The 22394-nt window shown below is 70.2% G+C and carries 22 protein-coding genes, 3 tRNA genes and 1 pseudogene; 16 read left to right on the top strand and 10 right to left on the bottom strand.

All coding sequences use genetic code 11. The features are described from left to right. Positions 1 to 58: 58 nt before the first annotated feature. The 3 genes from AB0F13_RS07425 to AB0F13_RS07415 all read left to right on the top strand — a co-directional run bounded on the left by AB0F13_RS07425 (position 59) and on the right by AB0F13_RS07415 (position 1150). Complete coding sequence (locus AB0F13_RS07425; RefSeq protein ID WP_362076643.1) at positions 59 to 709, top strand: DUF3566 domain-containing protein; 651 nt, start codon at positions 59 to 61, stop codon at positions 707 to 709. A gap of 72 nt (positions 710 to 781) precedes the next feature. Continuing rightward, positions 782 to 855 (top strand) — tRNA-Ile (locus AB0F13_RS07420). 160 nt (positions 856 to 1015) lie between these two features. After that, the gene (locus AB0F13_RS07415) at positions 1016 to 1150 is read left to right on the top strand and encodes a DLW-39 family protein (protein WP_003958712.1); all 135 of its coding nucleotides are present in this window, start codon (positions 1016 to 1018) and stop codon (positions 1148 to 1150) included. Between the two features lie 151 nt (positions 1151 to 1301). On the opposite strand, the gene AB0F13_RS07410 is transcribed toward AB0F13_RS07415, so the two are convergent. Further along, positions 1302 to 2456: a protein kinase gene (locus AB0F13_RS07410; protein ID WP_362076640.1), complete on the bottom strand. Its 1155-nt coding sequence runs from the start codon at positions 2454 to 2456 to the stop codon at positions 1302 to 1304. Between the two features lie 49 nt (positions 2457 to 2505). Beyond that, positions 2506 to 3051, bottom strand: coding sequence for a DNA-binding protein (locus AB0F13_RS07405; RefSeq protein WP_362076637.1), 546 nt, complete (start codon positions 3049 to 3051; stop codon positions 2506 to 2508). A gap of 118 nt (positions 3052 to 3169) precedes the next feature. Between AB0F13_RS07405 and AB0F13_RS07400 the strand changes: the two genes are divergently transcribed. Then, positions 3170 to 3242: transfer RNA gene (locus tag AB0F13_RS07400), tRNA-Ala, on the top strand. 206 nt (positions 3243 to 3448) lie between these two features. Here AB0F13_RS07400 and AB0F13_RS07395 read toward each other — a convergent pair. Beyond that, positions 3449 to 4111: a DUF5324 family protein gene (locus tag AB0F13_RS07395; RefSeq protein ID WP_362076634.1), complete on the bottom strand. Its 663-nt coding sequence runs from the start codon at positions 4109 to 4111 to the stop codon at positions 3449 to 3451. 226 nt (positions 4112 to 4337) lie between these two features. On the opposite strand from AB0F13_RS07395, the gene AB0F13_RS07390 reads away from it, so the two are divergent. Further along, positions 4338 to 4865 (top strand): peptidylprolyl isomerase, encoded by a 528-nt coding sequence (locus tag AB0F13_RS07390; protein WP_362076631.1) that lies wholly within the window; start codon positions 4338 to 4340, stop codon positions 4863 to 4865. 102 nt (positions 4866 to 4967) lie between these two features. Then, entirely contained in the window at positions 4968 to 5828 is an 861-nt protein-coding gene (locus AB0F13_RS07385) for a rhomboid family intramembrane serine protease (protein WP_362076628.1), read from the top strand. A gap of 304 nt (positions 5829 to 6132) precedes the next feature. On the opposite strand, the gene crgA is transcribed toward AB0F13_RS07385, so the two are convergent. Then, entirely contained in the window at positions 6133 to 6387 is a 255-nt protein-coding gene (gene crgA, locus AB0F13_RS07380; protein ID WP_362076625.1) for a cell division protein CrgA, read from the bottom strand. 143 nt (positions 6388 to 6530) lie between these two features. Here crgA and AB0F13_RS07375 point away from each other — a divergent pair, with 143 nt between their 5' ends. The 6 genes and pseudogenes from AB0F13_RS07375 to AB0F13_RS07350 all read left to right on the top strand — a co-directional run bounded on the left by AB0F13_RS07375 (position 6531) and on the right by AB0F13_RS07350 (position 10721). Next, positions 6531 to 7292, top strand: a complete 762-nt coding sequence (locus AB0F13_RS07375) for a DUF881 domain-containing protein (protein ID WP_362076622.1) — start codon at positions 6531 to 6533, stop codon at positions 7290 to 7292. A gap of 21 nt (positions 7293 to 7313) precedes the next feature. Continuing rightward, positions 7314 to 8123, top strand: a complete 810-nt coding sequence (locus tag AB0F13_RS07370) for a class E sortase (protein ID WP_362076619.1) — start codon at positions 7314 to 7316, stop codon at positions 8121 to 8123. A gap of 96 nt (positions 8124 to 8219) precedes the next feature. Then, entirely contained in the window at positions 8220 to 8414 is a 195-nt protein-coding gene (locus tag AB0F13_RS07365; protein WP_362076616.1) for a hypothetical protein, read from the top strand. 4 nt (positions 8415 to 8418) lie between these two features. Then, positions 8419 to 9075: an aminodeoxychorismate/anthranilate synthase component II gene (locus AB0F13_RS07360; RefSeq protein ID WP_362076613.1), complete on the top strand. Its 657-nt coding sequence runs from the start codon at positions 8419 to 8421 to the stop codon at positions 9073 to 9075. A gap of 215 nt (positions 9076 to 9290) precedes the next feature. Then, positions 9291 to 9995, top strand: a pseudogene (locus AB0F13_RS07355) (class E sortase); the annotation flags it as partial. Between the two features lie 36 nt (positions 9996 to 10031). Continuing rightward, the gene (locus AB0F13_RS07350) at positions 10032 to 10721 is read left to right on the top strand and encodes a class E sortase (protein WP_362076610.1); all 690 of its coding nucleotides are present in this window, start codon (positions 10032 to 10034) and stop codon (positions 10719 to 10721) included. A 98-nt stretch (positions 10722 to 10819) separates the two neighbouring features. Here AB0F13_RS07350 and pknB read toward each other — a convergent pair whose 3' ends face one another. The 6 genes from pknB to AB0F13_RS07320 form a co-directional block, all read right to left on the bottom strand. Beyond that, positions 10820 to 12856 carry a Stk1 family PASTA domain-containing Ser/Thr kinase gene (pknB, locus tag AB0F13_RS07345; protein WP_362076607.1) on the bottom strand — a complete coding sequence of 679 codons (2037 nt, stop codon included), beginning with the start codon at positions 12854 to 12856 and terminating at the stop codon, positions 10820 to 10822. A 162-nt stretch (positions 12857 to 13018) separates the two neighbouring features. Further along, positions 13019 to 14473, bottom strand: coding sequence for a penicillin-binding transpeptidase domain-containing protein (locus AB0F13_RS07340; protein ID WP_362076604.1), 1455 nt, complete (start codon positions 14471 to 14473; stop codon positions 13019 to 13021). Further along, positions 14470 to 15864, bottom strand: a complete 1395-nt coding sequence (locus AB0F13_RS07335; RefSeq protein WP_362076601.1) for an FtsW/RodA/SpoVE family cell cycle protein — start codon at positions 15862 to 15864, stop codon at positions 14470 to 14472. Before AB0F13_RS07335 ends, AB0F13_RS07340 begins: the two co-directional genes overlap by 4 nt. Before the next feature lie 40 nt (positions 15865 to 15904). Beyond that, complete coding sequence (locus tag AB0F13_RS07330) at positions 15905 to 17428, bottom strand: PP2C family serine/threonine-protein phosphatase (RefSeq protein ID WP_362077191.1); 1524 nt, start codon at positions 17426 to 17428, stop codon at positions 15905 to 15907. 76 nt (positions 17429 to 17504) lie between these two features. Further along, positions 17505 to 18041: an FHA domain-containing protein gene (locus AB0F13_RS07325; protein WP_362076598.1), complete on the bottom strand. Its 537-nt coding sequence runs from the start codon at positions 18039 to 18041 to the stop codon at positions 17505 to 17507. A gap of 10 nt (positions 18042 to 18051) precedes the next feature. Continuing rightward, positions 18052 to 18891, bottom strand: a complete 840-nt coding sequence (locus tag AB0F13_RS07320; RefSeq protein ID WP_362076596.1) for a DUF3662 and FHA domain-containing protein — start codon at positions 18889 to 18891, stop codon at positions 18052 to 18054. Positions 18892 to 19232: 341 nt separating this feature from the next. Here AB0F13_RS07320 and AB0F13_RS07315 point away from each other — a divergent pair. The 4 genes from AB0F13_RS07315 to AB0F13_RS07300 all read left to right on the top strand — a co-directional run bounded on the left by AB0F13_RS07315 (position 19233) and on the right by AB0F13_RS07300 (position 22316). After that, a tRNA-Leu gene (locus tag AB0F13_RS07315) sits at positions 19233 to 19319 on the top strand. 273 nt (positions 19320 to 19592) lie between these two features. After that, positions 19593 to 20990: a DUF2252 domain-containing protein gene (locus AB0F13_RS07310; RefSeq protein ID WP_362076594.1), complete on the top strand. Its 1398-nt coding sequence runs from the start codon at positions 19593 to 19595 to the stop codon at positions 20988 to 20990. 158 nt (positions 20991 to 21148) lie between these two features. After that, complete coding sequence (locus AB0F13_RS07305; protein WP_362076591.1) at positions 21149 to 21958, top strand: hypothetical protein; 810 nt, start codon at positions 21149 to 21151, stop codon at positions 21956 to 21958. A 10-nt stretch (positions 21959 to 21968) separates the two neighbouring features. Beyond that, a complete protein-coding gene (locus tag AB0F13_RS07300; protein ID WP_362076588.1) occupies positions 21969 to 22316 on the top strand; it encodes a rhodanese-like domain-containing protein in 348 nt (115 codons plus the stop codon). Positions 22317 to 22394 lie beyond the last annotated feature (78 nt).

Raw genomic sequence — 22394 nt, 5'->3', positions numbered from 1 at the left:
CGCGGACGGCGCGGGCTCCCGGGTCGATGACACCGGGACCGCAGGCAGGGGGAGGACCATGACGGAGACCCGAGATCCGCAGCCGTACCACCCGCCGAAGGCCTATGAGCCTCCGGCCGCACGTTCCGCATCCGATTCCGCTTCCGCTTCCGGGGCGGCAGGCACCGAGGGTGCCGGCAGCTCCGCTTCCGGCACCGTGCACGGCACCAAGGACGGCAAGGGTGCCGAGGAGAGCAAGCCGGTCAGGACCGCCAAGGCCGCTGCGGCGGCCGAGCGGCCCGCCGCGGACGACCGGGACCGCGCCCCGCGCCCCGCGGCCCGTACGGCGCCTCGTACGCGCAAGGCAAGGCTGCGGGTGGCCAGGGCCGACCCGTGGTCGGTGATGAAGGTCAGCTTCCTGCTGTCGGTCGCGCTGGGCGTGTGCACGATCGTGGCCGCGGTCGTGCTGTGGGGGGTCATGGACGCCATGGGCGTCCTCTCCGCGGTCGGTGGCACCATCAGCGACGCGACGACGGCATCGGGTGAGAGCGGTGGCGGCTTCGACCTGGAGTCGTTCCTGTCGCTGCCGCACGTCCTGCTGTTCACCTCGGTCATCGCGGTGATCGACGTGGTGCTGGCGACGGCCCTGGCGACGCTGGGGGCCTTCGTCTACAACCTCTCCGCCGGCTTCGTGGGCGGCATCGAGCTGACGCTCGCCGAGGACGAATAACGCGCGTGCCGGTCCGGGGCCCGGGCGATTTTGGGACTGGGCCCCAAGTGCGCTAATCTTTCGGTGTCGCGCGGGGCTATAGCTCAGACGGTTAGAGCGCTTCCCTGATAAGGAAGAGGCCACAGGTTCAAGTCCTGTTAGCCCCACCGCACGATCGGCCCGGACGGAATTCTCCGTCCGGGCCGATCGCTTTTGGGGAGTTCGGACCTGACGGCTGAGCGGACGCAGGTCACCGATCGGTATCGGCCGGTGTGTATCATCGGCCCCCAGAGGTCCCCTTACGTCAAGGAAAGACGAGGTCGCGCGGTGAAGAAGCTGCTCCTGGTCGCACTGGCCGCCATCGGCGGGCTCCTCGTGTACCGGCAGATCCAGGCGGATCGCGCCGAGCAGGATCTGTGGACGGAGGCGACCGACTCCGTGCCCGCAGGTTCGGGTGTGTGAGTCCACAAGGAAGCCACAAAAAGAGCTGACGCAGGGCCCTGACCGCGAGGCGGTCGGGGCCCTGTCCGTTTGGTTGCCTTTGCAAATAAAATGATTGCGAAAGTGAAGTTTCGCATGGGATGTCCCGGAGGGCCTTCCGCCGCCCCGCCGCTCAGCGGGCGGTGAGCGCCCACACCCCCACCGCGAGGCACAGCAGCGCGACGACCAGCAACGGCACCACGATCTTGGCGGGCGGCCCGGAAGGCCCGCGAGAGGCCTGGGAGGCCCCAGGGAAGGGCTCTTGGGCGGGCGGGTGCGGCAAGGGCCGGGAGAAGGCCTGCGGGGCGGTGTAGGGGCGCGTGGGCGGATAGTTCGGCCTGGGCGGCGCGAGCGGTACGCCGCTGGTCCCGGACTCCGGCAGCGGCGCCGGCTGCGGCCGGGGTTCCGGTTCGGGGCCCGCCGGGCCGAATCCCGGGGGCAGCGGCCCCAGCTGGTCGAAGACCTCGATCCGCTCCTCGTCCTCCGGCGGCTCGCCCAGCAGCTCCACGGCCGCCGCAAGGGCCTTGCGCGCGCCCGTTGCCGTACGGAAGCGGGTGTACGGATCAGGGTGCAGCAGATTCCCGATCACCTCCCAGAGCGGCTCGGGCACCTCCTGCGGGGCGTTCGGCACGCCCTGCTCCCGGAAACGCTCCACGAGCGCCTCGGCGTCCGGCTTCCGGCCCGTGAGCAGATACAGCGCCACCAGGCCCACGGCGAAGAGATCCGCGGGGAAGTCTGGCTCCTCGCCCAGCATTTGTTCCGGAGCGAAGTAACCGGGCGTACCCATGACGAAGTTGGTGTCCGTCAGTCGCGGCTCGCCCTTGCGCATGGCGATCCCGAAATCGGAGAGCCGTAAATGCGGCCGCCCCGTACCGGTCGCCTCCAAAAGGAGGTTGGCCGGTTTGATGTCCCGGTGCACGACGCCTTCCGCATGCACCGCGGCGAGCCCGGACAGCAGCTGGTCCAGCAGGACGCAGACGAAATGCGGCGGCAACGGGCCGTAGTCGCCGATGAGATGCGCCAGGGATCCGCCGCCCACCATCTCCATGGTGAACAGCACCTTGTCGTCGTCCGCCGCCCAGCTCATCGGGGCCAGCACATGGGGATGATCGATGCGAAGCGCCTGTTCGCGGACGAATCTCAGCAGCGTATGGGCGTCGCTCTGCTGCAGCACCTTCGCCGCCACATAGCGCCGCCGCCGCTGGTCCCAGGCCCGCCAGACCGCCCCCGCCCCACCGCGCCCGATCGGGTCCACCAGCTCGTACCGCCCAGCGAAGACCTCACCCATGTCGTTCGCGTCGCCCCCGCCTCCTGCTCCGCCGGCCTCGCCGGCACGGTCAGCTCTGGTGCGCCTCGTAGTGCGCGACTGCCTCGGCCGTCCTGCCGGCGCCGTACACGCGCAGGAACTCGGCCAGTTCGGGATGGCTGGGGGCGAGGGTTCCGGCCGCCTCGATGATGTCCCCGGCGCCCGCCACCGACCGCAGCAGCGACTGGATCTCGCGGACCACCCGGCGCACGGTCGGCGCCCCGCTGCTGGCCGTCGTCTGGGTGGAGTTGAGGACGGAACCCCCCGAGCTCTTCTTGACCTCCTCCATGCGCTCGGCCGCCTCGGCGGCGCTCACGCTGCCGTCGGCGACCTGGCTGGAGAGTTCCTGCAGCGCCTGGACCCGCTGCACCACCGCGGGGTTGCCGATCTTCGCCCGCTGACCGCTCATCAGCTGCGAGAGCATGGGCGCCGAAAGGCCCAGAACGGAGGCGAGCCGGGCCTGGTTCAGGCCGAGATCGTCGATGAGACGGCGGAAGAGCGCCCCCAACGGCTCCCCGTACCAGCTCCGCTGCAGCTCCCGTGCGCGGGCGGTGGCTTCCTGCTGTGCTGCGTCCATCTCGCTCTCCCCTTCGCTTCGCTGCAGCGAATCTTGCGGTGCATCCTACGGAGAGTGGTGGGTCCCGGCGATACCCGGTAGGGAAACACTCCTGGTACCGGGTAGTCTGGTCCCCGACGGGGCCTTAGCTCAGTTGGTAGAGCGCTGTCTTTGCATGGCAGATGTCAGGGGTTCGACTCCCCTAGGCTCCACATCCCGAAGACCCCCCTGACCTGGAGAATCCCGGTCAGGGGGGTCTTTTCTGTGTGCGGTCGGCGGCGCGGGCGCAGCAGGGGAACTCCGCGCGTGCCGGGCCTGGACGCGTTGGACGAGCGGTGGGCCGGTGCCGGCGCCGGCACCCACGCAAATCCCCTCCGCCTGCCGGAACGCGGGCGGAGGGGAATGTCGCGTGTCCCGGTCAGGGCCGGTCGTTGTCGCCTTCGTCGTACACGTCGGCGTCCGCGCGGTCCTGCTTGGCCTGGACGTCGGGGTCCAGGCCGGTCGTCGCGCCGCTGCCGTCGACGGAGCTGAGCGTCCCGCGGTCGCCGGGTTCGGTGGCCTCCGGGGGCTCGACGAGCCAGTCCGGGTTGGCCTGCTTGTCCCACCACTTCCAGACGGCGACCGCGCCGCCCGCGAGCACGCCCAGCACCAGGAACCGCTTGGCCATCCGGCCCGCCCGGCAGCGCCGCCCGCGGCGGCGTGTGATCTTCTCGACATCCTCGGCCGACACCTGGCCGCGCAGTGCGGCGAGAGCGGCCGTGCCCCGGGAGAGCGCCTCGTCCCGCACGGGTTCGGCGACCGCACGGGCGCGGGCGGTCGCCTGGTCGACCTTCGGAGGCAGAGCGTCGCGGGCGTGTTCGAGGCGCGGCGCGAGGTGGGCGTGGTACTGATCACCGGCGGTCGCACGGGCCTGCCGGGCGGCGGACGAGACCTTGGGCGCGAGTCGTACCCGGGTTTCGTGCGCGTAGTGCACGGCGGCGTCCTTGGCCGTGCCGGCATAGGGCGCCACCACTTCCGCGGCGTGGCGCACGCTGTCCTTGGCGGTGCTGGTCGCGGCGCGCACGCTGTCCTTGCGGGTCACGAGAACCTCCTCCTCGGTGGCGTATGGTTTGTCGCCTTTCCACCCAGTGGAAAATCATGCCTGCCGATGGGCGGTCCGGCATGTGCGAGCGGGCATCCGGGTCAAAGGGGAGCTTCGGTCGACAATGCCACGGTTCGCCGCCGCGCGCGGGGCTTTGTCGGCTACTCGCCGCGAACCTGTCGTGCGAGGATCGGTAGCCGTCAGTGAACACTATGGAAGGTAGACCGTGGCTGAGCAGCTTTACGCCACCCTGAAGACCAACCAGGGCGACATCGAGATCCGGCTCCTGCCGGACCACGCGCCCAAGACGGTCAAGAACTTCGTCGAGCTCGCCAAGGGCGAGCGCGAGTGGGTGAACCCCGAGACGGGCAAGAAGACGACGGACAAGCTGTACGACGGCACGGTCTTCCACCGCGTCATCGAGGGCTTCATGATCCAGGGCGGTGACCCGCTGGGCAACGGCACCGGCGGCCCGGGTTACAAGTTCGCGGACGAGTTCCACCCGGACCTGTCCTTCAACAAGTCGTACCTGCTGGCCATGGCCAACGCCGGCCCGGGCACCAACGGCTCGCAGTTCTTCATCACCGTCTCGCCGACCGCCTGGCTGACGGGTAAGCACACCATCTTCGGCGAGGTCGTCAGCGAGGCGGGCAAGAAGGTCGTGGACGCCATCGCGACCACCCGGACCAACCCCCGCACCGACCGTCCGGTGAACGACGTCGTCATCGAGTCGGTCGTCATCGAGACCCGCTGACGCGCGTTCCCACGGGAACCTGGCGCCCCGCCCGTCCGTAAGACGGGCGGGGCCGTGGTGCGGACAGGGCGCGTCGGCCCGTTCCAGGGGCAAGGGGAGAGCATGAACGACCAGGCCGTCTGCTGCTACCGGCATCCGGACCGGGAGACCGGCATCCGCTGTAGCCGTTGCGAACGCCCGATCTGCCCCGAGTGCATGGTCAGCGCCTCGGTCGGCTTCCAGTGCCCGGAGTGCGTGAGCAGTACGTCCGCCACGGGCCACGGCCCGCAGGCGAGCGCGCCGCGCACGGTCGCCGGCGGCACCCACGCGGACGACCCGCGCCTGGTCACCAAGATCCTGCTGGGGATGAACGTCGCCCTGTGGATCGCGGTGCTGGTCACGGGGGACCGGCTCCTGGGCGGGCTCGAGCTCTTCGGGCAGGCCCGGCTCACGGAGTTCGGCCCGATGGAGGGCGTCGCCGAGGGGCAGTGGTACCGGCTGCTGACGGCGGCGTTCCTGCACCAGACGCCGATGCACATCGCGTTCAACATGCTCTCGCTGTGGTGGCTCGGCCCACCGCTGGAGGCGGCCCTGGGGCGCGTCCGCTATCTGGCGCTCTATCTGCTGTCCGCTCTCGGCGGCAGCGCCCTGACCTATCTCGTCGCCGCGCCGACCCAGCCCTCCCTCGGCGCCTCCGGCGCGATCTTCGGACTGCTGGGGGCCACGGCGGTGCTGCTGCGGCGGATGAACTACGACATGCGCCCGGTCATCGCGCTGCTCGTGCTCAACCTGATCTTCACCTTCACCTGGAACAACATCGCCTGGGAGGCCCACGTCGGCGGCCTGGTGGTGGGCACGGCGGTGGCGTACGGGCTGGTGCACGCCCCCCGCGAGAAGCGGGCGCTGGTCCAGTGCCTCACCTGCGCGGCGGCGCTGCTGGCGATCGTGGTGGCGGTGGGCGTACGTACGCTCCAGCTGGGCTGAACGGGGCGGCGGGACACGTCACCCACACCGGTGGCGGCACAGGTTGTCCACAACGAGTGCAGGATCTTGTGCATATCGTGTGGGAACAGGTGTTCCGCGCCTCCCAGGCCCCCGCGAGCTGCGTTTGCCCAGGAAGGCGCCGGTGTGACCATTGATACGCGGTGTTTGCGATCAGTCACACCGGCGTCAACGCCGGGGAAGTTATCCACAGATCTTCTGAGTTTTTCCCCACTGTGGACGAGGGTGTGGATAACTCCTCGGAAAGCTCAGGGCAGAGCTTTGCGGGCGGCTCCCGGAGGGACCGCTACTTCCACTGCGTGGAGACGACGAAGCCCGCGGCGATGAAGCCGAAGCCCACCACGATGTTCCAGTTCTTCAGGGACTCCACCGGCATGTCGCCGCTCGTCACGTAGAAGACGACGATCCAGGCCAGCCCGATGAGGAACATCGCCAGCATCAGCGGCGCCACCCAGCGGCGACCGGTGGTCAGCTTGATGCTCTGCTGCTTCACCGGCGGCGGCGTGAAGTCGTCTTTCTTGCGGATCCGTGACTTCGGCACGAGGTAACTCTCCTGTCGATGCGCTGCGTGACCGCGCTGGGATACAAGGCTGGTGCGCCGGGGCGGGAGCGACGGGAGCGCTTCCTTCCCCCAGGCGTCCGTTAGCGTAGTGCTTCCGCGGCGTCGGAGAGGATAAGGGTACGTTGAGTAATTCTGCGGACTCCACCAGCGGGCCTGTCCGGCGGTTCCGTCCGGTGCGGCTGTTGACCGGCGGTGTCTTCGCCCTCGCGGGCCTCATCTTCTGGATGAGCTTCAACACCGCACAGGGCACCGACATCCGCACCGACGACTCCATGCTGCGCCTTTCCGACCTCATCCAGGAACGCAGCCGCAAGAACGGCGACCTCGAGGACAGCGCGGCGGCCGCGCGCGCCCAGGTCGACGCCCTCGCGCGGCGCGACACCGGCGACACGGCGCAGGACCGGAAGCTCACCGGACTGGAGGACGCCGCGGGCACCCGCAAGGCCTCCGGCACCGGCCTGACCGTCACCCTCACCGACGCCCCGCCCAACGCCATGGCCAAGATCCCCGGCGTTCCCCAGCCGCAGCCCAACGACCTGGTCATCCACCAGCAGGACCTCCAGGCCGTCGTCAACGCCCTGTGGAAGGGCGGCGCCAAGGGCATCCAGGTCATGGACCAGCGGCTGATCTCCACCAGCGCGGTCCGCTGCGTGGGCAACACCCTCATCCTTCAGGGCCGCGTCTACTCCCCGCCCTACAAGGTGACCGCCGTCGGCGACCGCGGCGCGCTGCGCAAGGCGCTGGACGCCTCCCCCGCGATCCAGAACTACCTGCAGTACGTCAATGCCTACGGGCTCGGCTGGAAAGTCGACCAGCACGACGCGGTGACACTTCCCGGCTACTCCGGCACAGTGGATCTCCACTACGCCAAGCCCATGGGATAACGCCCGGGAAGGGGTCGGCCGGTGGGGTTACGACTGGTCGTGCGGTCGCTCAGCGAACTGTGCCTCACCATCGGCACACTGATCGTCCTGTTCGTGGTGTACGTCCTCTACTGGACCGGGGTCCGTGCCGACAGCGCCATGCGCAGCGAGATCGACAGCCTCCACGACCGCTGGGCCCAAGGCCCCGTCGCCACCTCCGGGCCCGTGCCCGCGCCCGAGGCCGGACAGCCCCCGTCACCGCAATCGTCACCGGCACCGGACGCGCCCCCGGCGCAGGGCACCCAGGGCGGGGGACGGGCCGGGGAGCCGCCCGCGGGCCCCGGCAGGCGGCCCCCGCCCGCCACGCCGGGCACGGCCCATGGCTCCGGCGCCGCCTTCGCCGTCATGTACATCCCCCGCTTCGGCGCCGGATGGGCCAAACCCGTCCTCCAGGGCACCGGCACCGAGTTGCTCAAGAAGGGGCTCGGCCACTACGAGGGCACCGCCGGGCCCGGCGAGGAGGGCAACTTCGCAGTCGCCGGCCACCGCCGCACGTACGGCGACCCCTTCAAGGACCTGCCGTCCCTGCGCCCCGGCGACGCGGTGGTCCTGACCGACGGCACGAGCTGGTTCACCTACCGCGTCGACACCCGGCCGTACCGGACACTGCCCACCGACACCGGCGTGATCGACCCCGTGCCCGCCCGGTCCGGCTACCGCGCGCCCGGCCGCTATCTGACCCTCACCACCTGCGAGCCGGAGTGGGGACACAGCCACCGGCTGATCGTCTGGGGCCGCCTGGAGGCCACCCGGCCCGTCACCGAAGGCAGGCCCGCCGCATTGTCCGGCTGACCCCCGCGTCCGGGGTGCCGCCCCTTAGTCTGGTGCTGCAACCGACCATCGACTACGGTCCACCGACCGGCAACGTCATCGGCAAGTAGGGACAGCATGTACGTCTGGATCTGGCGTCATCTGCCGGGCAACGCATGGGTGAAGGCGCTGATGTCGCTGCTGCTCGTGCTGGCGGTCGTCTACGCCCTTTTCCAGTACGTCTTTCCCTGGGCCGAACCGCTGTTGCCGTTCAATGATGTGACGGTCGACAACGGCCGGCCGGCCGACAGTGCAATGACGGAATGGCGGTAACGCGGTGAGCGCGCGCATCCTCGTGGTGGACAACTACGACAGCTTCGTCTTCAACATCGTCCAGTACCTCTACCAGCTCGGCGCGGAGTGCGAAGTGCGCCGCAACGACGAGGTAGAGCCGGGCCACGCGCAGGACGGCTTCGACGGCGTGCTGCTGTCCCCCGGCCCCGGCGCCCCCGAGCAGGCCGGGGTCTGCATCGACATGGTGCGGCACTGCGCGCGGACCGGAGTGCCGGTCTTCGGGGTCTGCCTGGGCATGCAGTCGATGGCGGTCGCCTTCGGCGGGGTCGTCGACCGGGCGCCCGAGCTGCTGCACGGCAAGACCTCGCCGGTGACGCACGAGGGCAAGGGCGTCTTCAACGGCCTCCCCTCGCCCTTCACGGCCACCCGTTACCACTCCCTGGCGGTGGACAGGGCGAGCTGGCCGGACGAGCTGGAGATCACCGCCTGGACCGCCCCGTCCGATTCCTCGCAGGGCGGCATCGCCATGGGCCTGCGCCACCGCGACCTGCCGGTCGAGGGCGTGCAGTTCCACCCCGAGTCCGTGCTCACCGAGTGGGGCCACCGGATGCTCGCCAACTGGCTGGTCGCCTGCGGCGACATGGGGGCGGTGGAACGCTCGGCCGGGCTCGCCCCGGTGGTGGGCAAGGGCGGCGCGTGACCGCACTCCGGCCCGAGCAGGACCCCCTCCCGGCCGCGCGGCCCACGCCCCGCGGCACGGCGTTCGTCTCGCAGCCGCTGCCTCCGGAGGACGAGGCGACGATGACGCTGCGCCGGGTCGAGCCCGCGCCGCCGGTGGTCACCGGAGGGCGCGCGCAGCGGCGCCGGGACGCCCGGCGGTCCGCCTCCCCGCCCGGAGGGCGCGCGCACAGGCGCAGAGCCGCCCACCGCGCCCGCAAGGACAGCGTCGGGGTGATCGCGAGCCGGGTGGTGGGCGAGCTGTTCATCACGCTGGGCGTCGTCATGCTGCTGTTCGTCGCCTACCAGCTGTGGTGGACGAACGTCATCGCCCAGCGGCAGGCGGGCGGCGCCGCCAGCGACCTGCAGCACAGCTGGGAGAAGGGCGACGGCCGCGACCGGGACGCCGGGGCGTTCTCGCCGGGCCAGGGTTTCGCGATCATCTACATTCCCGGGCTGGACGTGAAGGCCCCCATCGCCCAGGGCACAAACAAGCACAAGGTGCTGGACCGCGGCATGGTCGGCCATTACGAGGACGGCGCGCTCAGGGCCGCGATGCCCTGGGACAGGCAGGGGAACTTCGCGCTGGCCGGGCACCGCAACACGCACGGCGAACCCTTCCGCTACGTCAACCAGCTGAAACCCGGCGACAAGATCGTCGTGGAGACGAAGAGCACCTTCTACACGTATGAGATGACCACCCGTTTGGATCAGACGTCGCCGGCGAACGTCCGGGTCATCGATCCCGTGCCGGCCGGTTCGGGCTTCACGAAGCCGGGCCGCTACATCACCCTGACGACCTGTACCCCCGAGTTCACCAGTACCTACCGCATGATCGTGTGGGGCAAGATGGTCGACGAGCGACCCCGGAGCGAGGGTAAACCGGACGCTCTCGTCAACTGAGACACGCGAGAACAGCGAAGCGGGGTACGAACGTCTGTGGCACGGACTGACCGCGTACGGGGGCGTATCGCCGCCACCGTCAGCGTCATCGGCGAGCTGCTGATCACAGCCGGCGTGATCATGGCCCTCTTCGTCGTCTACTCCCTGTGGTGGACGAACGTCCTGGCCGACCGTGAGGCCGAGAAGCAGGGCAACCACGTCCGTGACACCTGGGCCAAGGCCGCCGGACCGGGCGCCCTGGACACCAAGGACGGCATCGGGTTCCTGCACGTACCGGCCATGAGGAACGGCGAGGTGCTGGTCAAGGCCGGCACCGGCGGGAAGGTCCTCAACGAGGGCGTCGCCGGCTTCTACCGCGAGCCCGTGAAGTCGGGCATGCCCTGGGACAAGCAGGGCAACTTCACGCTGGCCGCGCACCGTGACGGGCACGGCGCGAAGTTCCACAACATCGACAGGATCAAGACCGGTGACCCGGTCGTCTTCGAGACGCGCGACCTCTGGTACGTCTACAAGGTCTACGCGGAGCTGAAGGAGACCTCGCGCTTCAACGTCGACGTGATCGACCCCGTGCCGAAGCAGTCCGGCAGAACGCAGCCGGGCCGCCTCCTCACGCTGACGACCTGCACGCCCGTCTACACCTCCGACTACCGCTACGTCGTGTGGGCCGAGCTGGAGCGCACGGAGAAGGTCGACGCCAAGCGCACCCCGCCCAAGGAGCTGCGCTAGCGGCCCGCAGAGGCGAACAGCGTGAAGCCCCGGCATCCGAGGGATGCCGGGGCTTCTTCGCGCCCGCGTTCGCCGCTACGGGCGGCCGCTACGGGCGATCAGTTCCGCCTGCCACCGGTCATGCCGCCGAAGAGGCCGCCGATGTCCTGGCCGCCTGTCTGGCCGCCCGTCTGGCCCGCGGGGCCGCCGTTGGCGCCGCCGGGAGGACCGGCGATGGTGGTGAGGTTGACCGGGGTGTCCTTGGGGACCTGGGCGCCCGCCCCCGGCTCGGCGACCAGCACGAGGGCGTTGTCGTCCTGCGGGCCGGCGATGTTGCCGACCTTCAGGCCGGCGTCCGTCAGCGCCTTCCTGGCGTCCTTGAGCTTCTGGTTGACCACGCCGGGCACGGTCTTCTGCCCCGCGCCCTTCGAGACGAAGAGGGTCACCGTGGAGCCCTGGCGGGCGGAGGTGTTGCCGTCGGGGCTCTGCCGCACGACCGTGCCGGCCGGCTTGTCGGCGGAGTCCTCCTCCTCCTTGACGACGTTGAAGCCGTTGTCGGTGAGCTGCTTCTTGGCGTTGTCGAAGGTCTGGCCGACGACGGACGGGACCGTCTTCGTCGCCGCCTGGGAGGCGACCGTGAGGGTGATCTCCGTGCCCTTCTCGGCCTTCTCCCCGCCCTTGGGGTCCTGGTCGAGAACGGTGCCCGGGGTCCGCTCGGACTCCTTCTGCTTCTGCTTGACGGTGAAGCCCTTGCCCTCGAGCGTCGACTTCGCCTCGTCGAAGGAGGCGCCCAGCACGTCCGGCACCGAGATCTTCTCCGCGCCCTTGGAGACGACGACCTTGACCTCGCTGTCGCGCTCCACCTTGGTGCCCGACTTGGGGTTCTGGTCGCAGATCTTGTCCTTGGGCTGGTCGCAGAACTTCCGCTCGCCCTCGACGACCTTGAAGCCGCCGTTCTCGCCGGACCTCTGCGCCTCGGCCAGCGTCTGCCCGATCAGGGGCGCCACCGTCACCTGGGAGTTGTTGCCGCTGCCGCTGAAGAGCGACTTGCCGATGAAGATCGCGCCGACGAGCACCAGAACGCCCGCGACCACCAGCAGGATGGTGGAGAGGTTGCCCTTCTTGCCGCCCCCGCCGCGGTGCCCGCCGCCGGAGCCGTCGTCGTAGCCGCCGTAACCGCCGCCGTCGGCCACGGGCGGCATCATCGAGGTCTGCCCCGCCCCGTGGTCCTGCGACCGCAGCATGGTGGTCGGCTGGTCCTCGTTGCCGTAGCCCGCGACGCCCATGGCGCCGAAAGAGGCGGAGGCGGCCACGGGCTGGCCGTCCAGGGCCGCCTCGATGTCGGCACGCATCTCGTCGGCCGACTGGTAGCGGTAGTCCGGGTCCTTGGTCAACGCCTTGAGGACGATGGCGTCCATCTCGGGCGTGATCTCGGGGTCGTGGGTGCTCGGCGGGTTCGGCTCCTCCCGCACGTGCTGGTAGGCCACGGCGACCGGCGAGTCGCCCACGAAGGGGGGACGGACGGTCAGCAGCTCGTAGAGCAGACAGCCGGTGGAGTAGAGGTCGGACCGCGCGTCCACCTGCTCGCCCTTGGCCTGCTCGGGCGAGAGGTACTGGGCGGTGCCGATGACGGCCGCGGTCTGGGTCATCGTCATGCCGGAGTCGCCCATCGCACGGGCGATGCCGAAGTCCATGACCTTGACCTGACCGGTGCGGGTCAGCATCACGTTGGCCGGCTTGATGTCACGGTGGACGATGCCGGCCCGGTGGGAGTACTCCAGCGCCTGCAGGACGCCGATGGTCATCTCCAGCGAGCGCTCCGGCAGCAGCTTGCGACCGGAGTGCAGCAGCTCGCGCAGGGTGGACCCGTCGACGTACTCCATGACGATGTACGGGATCGAGACCCCGTCCACGTAGTCCTCGCCGGTGTCGTACACGGCGACGATCGACGGGTGGTTGAGCGAGGCGGCCGACTGGGCCTCACGGCGGAACCGGGCCTGGAAGGACGGGTCGCGGGCAAGGTCCACCCGCAGCGTCTTCACGGCGACGGTGCGGCCGAGCCGGGTGTCGTGCGCGAGGTAGACCTCGGCCATGCCACCGCGACCGAGCACCGAGCCCAGCTCGTACCGGCCGCCGAGGCGACGCGGCTCTTCCATAGCTCCAGCCCTTCCGTTTCCTGACCGCACCTACGTCACGTCCGGCGTTGTGCTGTCCGGCATACCGTACCCGGCACGCAGTGCAGCTTCCGGGCGCGACGGCCACCCGATATACGACCGGTACCGACGAAAGCAGTGATCGGCTACGAGGGGTGAGCCGGATCACTTCTCCGTGCTGAGTACCGCCTGCATGACGCTCTTCGCGATCGGCGCGGCGAGCTTGCCACCGGCGATGTCGTCGCGGACCGTCTCCGAGCCCTCGATGACGACCGCGACGGCGACCGGCGAGCCGTCACCGGTCTTGGCGTAGGACAGGAACCACGCGTAGGGGTTGCCGCTGTTGTCCACGCCGTGCTGGGCGGTACCGGTCTTGCCACCCACCTTGACGTTGTCGATCTGGGCGGCGGTTCCGGTGCCCTTCTCGACCACGGTCTCCATGATGCTCTGCAGCTTCCGCGCGTTGTCGGCGGAGAGCGGCTGGTTCATTTCCTTGGGCGTGTGGTGCTCGATGACGTTCAGGTTCGGCGCGCGCAGCTTGTCGACCAGGTACGGCTCCATGAGCTTGCCGTTGTTGGCGACCGCGGCGGCGACCATGGCCATCTGCAGCGGCGTGGCGCGGTTGGAGGCCTGGCCGATGCCCGCCATGGCGTTCTGCGGGCGGTTGTCCTTGGGGAAGACACTGGGGACGGCACGCACGGGCGTGTCGACGGGCTTGTTGAAGCCGAACTTCTCCGCCGTGTCCATCATCTTCTTGTTGCCGAGGTCGGCGCTGATCTTGCCGAAGACGCTGTTGCAGGAGATCCGCAGCGCCTCCCGGAGGGAGCCGTCCTTGCAGGTGGGCAGGTTGCCCTCGTTCTCCAGCGCGACACGGGTGTCGGGCAGGATCCACGGCAGCGGGGAGTCGGTCTTGGCGTCGACGTCCTTGTACAGACCGTTCTCCAGCGCCGCGGCGGCGGTGACGACCTTGAAGGTCGAGCCCGGGGGGTAGGTCTGCCTCAGCGCCCGGTTGAGCATGGGCTGGTTCTTGTCGGCCTGCAGCTCCTTCCACGCCTTGTCGTCCTGGGCCCCGGCGATCTTCGAGGGGTCGTACGAGGGCGTGGAGGCGAGGGCGAGGATTTTGCCGGTGCGCGGGTCGAGGGCGGCGACCGCGCCCTTCTTGTCGCCGAGGCCCTTGAAGGCGGCCTCCTGGGCCTTGCTGTTGAGGGTGGTGATCACGTCACCGCCCTTCTTGCCCTTGCCGGTGATCATGTCGACGGTGCGGTTGAAGAACAGCCGGTCGTCGTCGCCCGTCAGGACCCGGTCCTCGAGCTTCTCGATCTGGTTCGCGTCGAACACCTGCGAGCTGTAGCCCGTGACCGGAGCCCACATCTCGCCGTTCTTGTAGGTGCGCTTGAACTTGAAGTCGATGCCGCCGGTCTCCTGGGAGCCGGTGATGGCCTGGCCGTCGACGATGATGTTGCCGCGCGGCTGGCTGTAGCGGGCGATCGTGACGCGGCGGTTGTGCTTGTCGGCCTTGAGCTCGTCCGCCTGGACGAACTGGATCCAGTTGTCCCGGATCATCAGGGCCAGGATGAGCAGGCCGCAGAAGATGGCGATCCGGCGCACGGGCTTGTTCACGGGCGGACCACCTGGGTCATCTCGGCGTCGGGGGAGGGGGCAGGGGCCGGCGCGGGGCGCCGCGCCGTGTCACTGATCTTGATGAGGACGGCGACGAGGGCCCAGTTGGCGATGACCGAGGAGCCACCCTGCGCCATGAACGGCATGGTCATGCCCGTCAGCGGGATGAGGCCCATGACGCCGCCGGCGACCACGAAGACCTGGATGCCGAAGGCACCGGAGAGCCCGGTGGCGAGCAGCTTGCCGAACGGGTCGCGGGCGGCGAGGGCGGTGCGTACGCCGCGCTCCACGATCAGGCCGTAGACGAGGAGTATGGCCATGACGCCGGCCAGGCCCAGCTCCTCGCCGACCGTGGCCAGGATGAAGTCGGAGTTGGCGGCGAAGCCGATGAGGTCCGAGTGACCCTGTCCCCAGCCGGTGCCGAAGACCCCGCCGGAGCCGAAGGCCATCAGCGCCTGGGCGATCTGGTCGGAGCTGCCGTCCTTGAACGCGTCGAAGGGGTGCTGCCAGGCGTCGACGCGCTGCTGGACGTGGGGTTCGAAGCTGGCCACGGCCACCGCGCCGACGGCGGACATCAGCAGACCGAAGACGATCCAGCTGGTGCGCTCGGTCGCGACGTAGAGCATCACGACGAACATGCCGAAGAACAGCAGCGAGGTACCGAGGTCGGTCTCGAAGACCAGAACGAGGATGGAGAACGCCCAGACCGCCAGGATCGGTCCGAGGTCACGGCCGCGCGGCAGGTACAGGCCCATGAAGCGGCGGCTGGCCAGAGCCAGGGCGTCCCGCTTCACCATCAGATAGCCGGAGAAGAAGATCGCAAGGACGATCTTGGAGAACTCACCCGGCTGGATGGAGCCCAGACCCGGAATGCTGATCCAGATGCGCGCGCCGAACTTCGCGGGGAAGAACATCGGCGCGATCAGCAGGACCAGCGCCACCACCATGGAGATGTAGGTGTAGCGCTGGAGGATGCGGTGATCCTTCAGGACGATCAGCACGGCCACGAACAGCGCGATGCCCAGCGCCGAGAACATCAGCTGGTTGGTGGCGCTGGCCGTGAAGAATTTACGGGCCTGCAGCCGCGGCGACTGGTCGAGCCGCCAGATGATGACCAGGCCGATGCCGTTGAGGAGGGTGGCCAGCGGCAGCAGCAGCGGATCGGCGTATGGGGCGAACTTCCGCACCACCAGGTGCCCGACGCCGCCCAGCAGGCCGAGGCCGATGCCGTAGCCGAGCATGCCGGTGGGCATCTCGCCGTCCATGGCGAGGCCCACGTTGGCGTACGCGAAGCAGGGGATGAGCACGGCGAAGGCCAGCAGCGCGAGCTCGGTGTTCCGCCTGCTCGGCGGGCCCGCGCTGCTGATCGTCGTATTGGTGGTGTTCGGCATGGGTGAAATCGCTGACATGGCGTGGTGGCCCCTTACGGCTTCACTGCTGAGCGCTGCTGCACTGCGGGACCAACTTCTGCTCTTCCTCGCTGAGGGTGGGGCCCGGGGACGGGGACGGCGACGGCGCGGCCTGGGCGCTGGTGCGGGCCTCGGCGGGATCCTTGGCCGTACCACCGGTGCGGTCGGTGTTCTGCTTCTCGCTCTCCCGCTGCTGCTGCTCGGCCTTGCGCCGCTCGTTTTCCTTCTTGCAGGCGCCGGCGAGCGTGCCGAGCTCCTTGGCCTTCTGCAGGGCCTGGTCGCGGCTGCCGACCGCGATCGTGTCCACGACACGGCTGCGCTGGTCGACCGGGAGGTACTTGAGTTCGATCTCGGGGTGGTCCTGGTAGAGCCTGCTGAGGCTCACCCACGCCAGGTCCTGGTTGATGCCCTGGTAGACGGCCACGTGGTCGTTGTCCTTGGCGCCCACGTAGTACTGCGTCTGGGTCCATTCGTAGCCGCCGTACAGGCCACCGCCGATGACGCCGAGCGCCAGCGCGATGATCAGCGACCGCTTGATCCAGGTGCCCTTGCGGCGCGGCTTGACGAAGTCCTCGTCCGTGAACGGGCCGAAGGAGCCGTCCGGCACGCCGCCCATCCCCGGGTCGCCGCTGCCGGGCGGACCGAAGCCGCCGCCGTGACCGCCGTCCTGCGACGGCACGGGCCGGTTGGCACGGGCGTGCTCGGCGGCACGGCCGGCCGGGGTCTGCATGGCGCCGTTGTCACCCAGCTGCATCTGGTTCTCGGCGACCGCGCCGACGATGACGGGCGTGTCGTTGAGCTGCCCGGCCAGCGTGTCACCGCCGTCGACGTCGAGGACGTCGGCGACGATGCAGGTGATGTTGTCCGGGCCGCCGCCGCGCAGGGCGAGCTGAATGAGCTCCCCAATGGTCTCGTGGGGGCCCTGGTAGCTGGCGAGGGTCTCCTCCATCGTCTGATGGCTGACCACGCCGGAGAGCCCGTCGGAGCAGATCAGATAGCGGTCCCCGGCCCGCACCTCGCGGATCGAGAGGTCCGGCTCCACATGGTCGCCGCTGCCCAGCGCGCGCATCAGCAGGGAGCGCTGCGGGTGGGTCGTGGCCTCTTCCTCGGTGATGCGGCCCTCGTCGACCAGCCGCTGGACCCAGGTGTGGTCCTGCGTGATCTGGGTGAGGACGCCGTCGCGCAGCAGGTACGCGCGTGAGTCGCCGACGTGCACGAGGCCGAGCCGCTGCCCGGTCCACAGCAGGGCGGTGAGCGTGGTGCCCATGCCCTCGAGCTGCGGGTCCTCCTCGACCATGACGCGCAGCTGGTCGTTGGCGCGCTGCACGGCACTGCCGAGGGAGGTGAGGATGTCGGAGCCCGGGACGTCGTCGTCGAGCGTGACGAGGGTGGAGATCACCTCGGAGGAGGCGACCTCGCCGGCGGCCTGGCCACCCATGCCGTCGGCGATCGCGAGCAGTCGGGGGCCGGCATAACCGGAGTCCTCGTTGCCCTCCCGGATCATGCCCTTGTGCGATCCGGCGGCGAAGCGCAGTGACAGACTCATGCGCACCTCGCCCGTCGGCTCCGGGTACAGCCCCTTCCCAGCCACGCTGCCCACCCTCCGGTCGTCATGGGTCCTACTACTTCCGCAGCTCGATGACGGTCTTGCCGATACGAATCGGCGCGCCGAGCGGGATCGGGGTCGGGGTGGTCAGCCGGGTCCGGTCGAGATAGGTGCCGTTGGTCGACCCGAGGTCCTCGACGATCCACTGTCCGTCGCGGTCGGGGTAGATCCTGGCATGCCGGCTGGAGGCGTAGTCGTCGTCCAGCACGATCGTCGAGTCGTGCGCGCGGCCGAGGGAAATGGTCTGGCCCTGCAGGGCCACGGTGGTCCCGGTGAGGGTTCCTTCGGAGACCACCAGCTTGGTGGGCGCGCCGCGGCGGCCGCGGTCGGCGCGGCGGCCACCGCCGGCCTGCTGCTGGCGCTGCTGCGGCGGCGCGGTCTGCTGTTGCTGCGCGCGCTGGGGCCGTCCGCCGTCACCGCCGCGACGGGATCCGCGCTGAGTCACGCGGGTCCCGAACAGATCGCTGCGAATGACCTGTACGGCCACGATGACGAACAGCCACAGTACGGCGAGGAAACCCAACCGCATGACCGTGAGGGTCAGCTCTGACATTGCCCCCGCTTCACCCTTCGGCTTGCCGATAAACGATGGTGGTGCTGCCCACGACGATGCGCGAGCCGTCGCGGAGCGTAGCGCGCGTGGTGTGCTGTCCGTCCACCACGATGCCGTTGGTCGACCCCAGGTCCTGGATGGTCGCGGGGGTGCCGACCCGGATTTCGCAGTGCCGGCGGGAGACGCCGGGGTCGTCGATCCGTACGTCCGCTTCGGTGCTGCGGCCCAGCACCAGGGTGGGCCGCGAGATCTGGTGACGGGTGCCGTTGATCTCGATCCAGCGGCGCGTCTGTGCCCCCGGCACGGCACCGGGCCCCGGGCCGCCGGTGCGCGGCTGGGGGCGGGCGCCGGGCGGCGGGGACGTGGGCATGGGCGGCGGGCCGGCCGGCTGCGCCGGGTAGCCGGCGCCGTGCGTGACGGCTCCGCCCGTGGTGCGCGGCGCGGCCTGCGGCCGGCCCTGCGGCTCCTGCGACTCACTGGCGGCGAGGGTGCGGCTGCGCACCCGGTACAGACCGGTGTCGAGATCGTCGGCCTTCTCCAGGTGGACCTTGATGGTCCCCATGAAGGTGTACCGCTGCTGCTTGGCGTAGTCGCGGACCATGCCGGACAGCTCGTCGCCGAGCTGGCCCGAGTACGGGCTGAGCCGCTCGAAGTCCGGCGCGCTCAGCTCCACGATGAAGTCGTTCGGGACGACGGTGCGGTCGCGGTTCCAGATGGTCGCGTTGTTGTCGCACTCCCGCTGGAGTGCGCCCGCGATCTCGACCGGCTGCACCTCGGACTTGAACACCTTGGCGAAGGTGCCGTTCACGAGACCCTCGAGTCGCTGCTCGAAGCGCTTCAGTACTCCCACGGGGCACCTCCTTCCCTCAGTGACGTCTCTGATGCTCAGTGTCGTTCCTGATACTGCTTACTGATCGTATCCACGCGTCGGGAAAACGGCTGGTTCCCCTTCGGCGCCAGGAGTGACGAGTGTCGCCTTCGCGTGCCCGCCTACGGGGGATCGTAGAGGCGGCCTGACGCCAGTGTCCCGCAACCGGAGCCCTCCCCGCGGCCCCCCGTGGCATGGGCCGGGGTCAATGGGTGTGAAGGCACCCTCAGGGCCGTGCTAATGTTCTGCATGTCGAAAGGCGAACGGACACGAACCGGGCGGAAACGCCGGGTGAAGATCCAGAGGCCGGACGACACACCCATGCGCGGGTGGCGGAATAGGCAGACGCGCTGGATTCAGGTTCCAGTGCCCGAAAGGGCGTGGGGGTTCAACTCCCCCCTCGCGCACCATCGCTCCCCAGGTCTTCGGACCTGGGGAGCTTTGTTTTGCCCGCGTTCTGCGTTCTGCTGTCCGCTCTCTTTCGGGCGGCCCGCTTCCTGCTTCGGGCGGTGCTTCGGCCGGCGCTTCGGGCGGTGCTTCAGCCGGGTGTCGCGCCCCGGCCGTTCGCGCTGTGAGATGCGGCACTTGTCCCCCTGTGCAGCCGTGGAGGCGGCGGTAGCGTCGGGGGCAGTCGGCGCCCGCGCGAGGCCGCGCGCCGTGGTCGAGGGGGAGGTGGCGCCGCGATGCCGCGACTGCCGTACGTACCGGGGTTCGCCCGGCCGGTGGCCGAAGGGGAGAGCCGCAGGGCCGGCAAGGCCGCCGGAAAGGCGCTGCGCGAGCGCGTACCCCGCTCCGCGCACGCGGACTGGAAGGCCGGGGCCGGGCGCCCCGGCGCGGTGGACTCGGTTGAGGCGGCCAACGCCGGCCGGCTGCCCGGGCTGACCCCGATCCGGGTCGGCCGCATGGCGGCCTCCCCCTTCGCGTTCCTGCGCGGCTCGGCCGCGCTGATGGGCTACGACCTGGCCGACTCGGCCGTCACCGGCGTGGGCGCCCAGCTCTGCGGTGACGCGCACGCCGCCAACTTCGGGCTGTACGGCGATGCCCGCGGCGAACTCGTCATCGACCTGAACGACTTCGACGAGACCCTGCACGGCCCGTGGGAGTGGGACGTCAAGCGGCTTGCCGCCTCGCTGGTGCTGGCCGGCCGGGAGGCGGGGGCGGACGAGAGCGCTTGCCGGGCGGCGGCTCGGGACGCGGTGGGCTCCTACCGGCACACGATGCGGCTGCTGGCCCGGATGCCGGCGACCTCGGCGTGGAACGCCATCGCCGACGAGGAACTCGTCTCGCACGCGGACGCCCGCCGGCTGCTGGGCACGCTGGAGCGGGTCGCGGAGAAGGCCCGGCGGAACACGAGCGCACGCTTCGCGGCGAAGGCCACCGAGAGGGACGGCGAGGGCGGCCGGCGCTTCGTGGACGCGCCGCCGGTGCTGCGCCGGGTGCCGGACCGGGAGGCGGCCGCGGTCGCCGGGGCGCTGGGCGAGTACCTGACGACGCTGCCGCAGGACCTGCTGCCGCTGCTGGCCCGGCACGAGATCCAGGACGTGGCGTTCCGGGTGGTGGGCACGGGCAGCGTGGGGTTGCGCTCCTATGTGGTGCTGCTGCTGGACCACCGGGGCGAGGCGCTGGTGCTGCAGGTCAAGGAGGCGCGGTCCTCGGTGCTGCTGCCGTACGCGCAGAAGGCGGGCTTCACGGAGCCGCCGGCCGGGCACGAGGGGCGGCGCGTGGTGTTGGGGCAGAAGTCGATGCAGGTCGTCAGCGATGTGCTGCTGGGCTGGACGACGGTCGAGGGGCGGCCGTACCAGGTGCGGCAGTTCCGCAACCGCAAGGGCAGCGTGGACCCGGCGGCGCTTGCCCCCGACGAGATCGACGACTACGGGCGGATGACGGGCGCGCTGCTGGCCCGGGCGCACGCGCACAGCGCCGATCCGCTGCTGATCGGCGGCTACTGCGGCAAGGGGGAGGAGCTGGACGAGGCCGTCGCCTCCTTCGCCGTGACCTACGCGGACCGCACGGAGGCCGATCACGCGGAGCTGCTCGCCGCGGTGCGCAGCCGGCGGGTGGCCGCGGAGACGGGGGTCTAGGCCGCTGCGGGGGGAGGGGGAGGGGGAGCAAGGCCGCATCCGGTGGGGGGTCACGGCCGCATCCGGTGGGCGTTTTGCGCCGGTCGGGCCACCAGCCGGGCCGACCGGTTGATCGAGGATCGTGCTCAGGGCCGGTGCTCACCTCGTACGCTGGGCGGGTGACGAATGCGGAAGCCGAACAGAGCCAGGCCGAGGACCCTGCCGCCGAGCGGCTGGCGCAGGCCGTGCGGACGGCCGAGCAGGCGCTGATCGAGTTCGAGATCGCGGTGGAGACCTTCCGGGTCGAGGTCGAGAACTTCTCCCGGCTCCACCATCAGCGGCTCGGCCCGATGTACGCCCGCCTCGACGAGCTGGATGCGCTGATCGCGGAGGCGGTCGCGGCCCGCTCGGGTGACGCCGAGGACCTGCGGCGGGCGCGCGAGGCCCGGGCGCTGGTGCAGCCGATGCCGGGGGTGGAGGAGCTCTTCGGCGGCTGGATGGACGGCGAGGGGCTCTCGCCCGAGGCGCAGGCGATGCTCACCGAGAAGCCGGTTCAGCCGCCGAAGCGCGTGCGGCCCAGCGACGAGGCGCGCCGTGCCTTCCGTGAGCTGGTCCGCAAGGCGCACCCGGACCTGGCGCTGGACGAGGCCGACCGGCAGCGGCGCGAGGCCTTCATCGTGCGGGTCAACGCCGCGTACGGCGAGGGCAACGAGACGCTGCTGCGGGAGCTGGCGCAGGAGTGGGCGGCGGGCCCGCTGCCCGCTCAGCGGCGGCCGAGCCGCGGCGAGGAGCTGTACGCCCGGCTGGAGTGGCTGGCGGCCCGCAAGGAGCTGCTGGCGGCGGTGGCCGCCGAGCTGGAGTCGTCCGCGATCGGCGCGATGATCAAAATGGCGCCGGACGACCCGGACGGGCTGCTGGTGGAGATCGCCGACGGGCTGCTGGCGCAGATCGCCGAGCGGGAGGCCCATCTGGCCTCGCTGGTCGGGTAGCGTCGGGGACATGCATTTCGGTTCTGGTGTTCCCACGGTCGGTGTCGACGCCCTTTCCCCCGACGATTTCCTGCTGGACGTGCGCGAGGACGACGAGTGGCAGGCAGGGCACGCCGAGGGTGCGCTGCACATCCCGATGAGCGACTTCGTGTCGCGCTTCGGTGAGCTGACGGAGAAGGCCCCCGAGGGCGGCCGGATCAACGTCATCTGCCGGTCCGGCGGTCGTTCGGCGCAGGTCACCACGTATCTGGTCCAGCAGGGTCTGGATGCGGCGAACGTCGACGGCGGCATGCAGGTCTGGGAGGCCGCGGGCCGCCCGGTCGTGGCGGCCGACGGTGCTCCCGGCTCGGTGATCTAGCAGAGCCGGTGGGCTCTGGTCGGCTTCTGGTCGGCTGGATGATCCAGTCGGCCGGTGGCCGGTGGCCGGTGGCCGGTG

It is taken from the genome of Streptomyces sp. NPDC026206, assembly GCF_040638465.1.
Classification (GTDB): Bacteria; Actinomycetota; Actinomycetes; order Streptomycetales; family Streptomycetaceae; genus Streptomyces.
This window is presented reverse-complemented; position numbering and strand designations above follow the sequence as displayed.

Coding starts and splice junctions, on each gene's coding strand:
- AB0F13_RS07310 (WP_362076594.1), top strand. CDS start 19,593: ATGCCGCGACTGCCGTACGTACCGGGGTTCGCCCGGCCGGTGGCCGAA.
- AB0F13_RS07405 (WP_362076637.1), bottom strand. CDS start 3,051: ATGGACGCAGCACAGCAGGAAGCCACCGCCCGCGCACGGGAGCTGCAG.
- AB0F13_RS07365 (WP_362076616.1), top strand. CDS start 8,220: ATGTACGTCTGGATCTGGCGTCATCTGCCGGGCAACGCATGGGTGAAG.
- AB0F13_RS07330 (WP_362077191.1), bottom strand. CDS start 17,428: ATGAGTCTGTCACTGCGCTTCGCCGCCGGATCGCACAAGGGCATGATC.
- pknB (WP_362076607.1), bottom strand. CDS start 12,856: ATGGAAGAGCCGCGTCGCCTCGGCGGCCGGTACGAGCTGGGCTCGGTG.
- AB0F13_RS07385 (WP_362076628.1), top strand. CDS start 4,968: ATGAACGACCAGGCCGTCTGCTGCTACCGGCATCCGGACCGGGAGACC.
- AB0F13_RS07325 (WP_362076598.1), bottom strand. CDS start 18,041: ATGTCAGAGCTGACCCTCACGGTCATGCGGTTGGGTTTCCTCGCCGTA.
- AB0F13_RS07410 (WP_362076640.1), bottom strand. CDS start 2,456: ATGGGTGAGGTCTTCGCTGGGCGGTACGAGCTGGTGGACCCGATCGGG.
- AB0F13_RS07300 (WP_362076588.1), top strand. CDS start 21,969: ATGCATTTCGGTTCTGGTGTTCCCACGGTCGGTGTCGACGCCCTTTCC.
- AB0F13_RS07425 (WP_362076643.1), top strand. CDS start 59: ATGACGGAGACCCGAGATCCGCAGCCGTACCACCCGCCGAAGGCCTAT.
- AB0F13_RS07335 (WP_362076601.1), bottom strand. CDS start 15,864: ATGCCGAACACCACCAATACGACGATCAGCAGCGCGGGCCCGCCGAGC.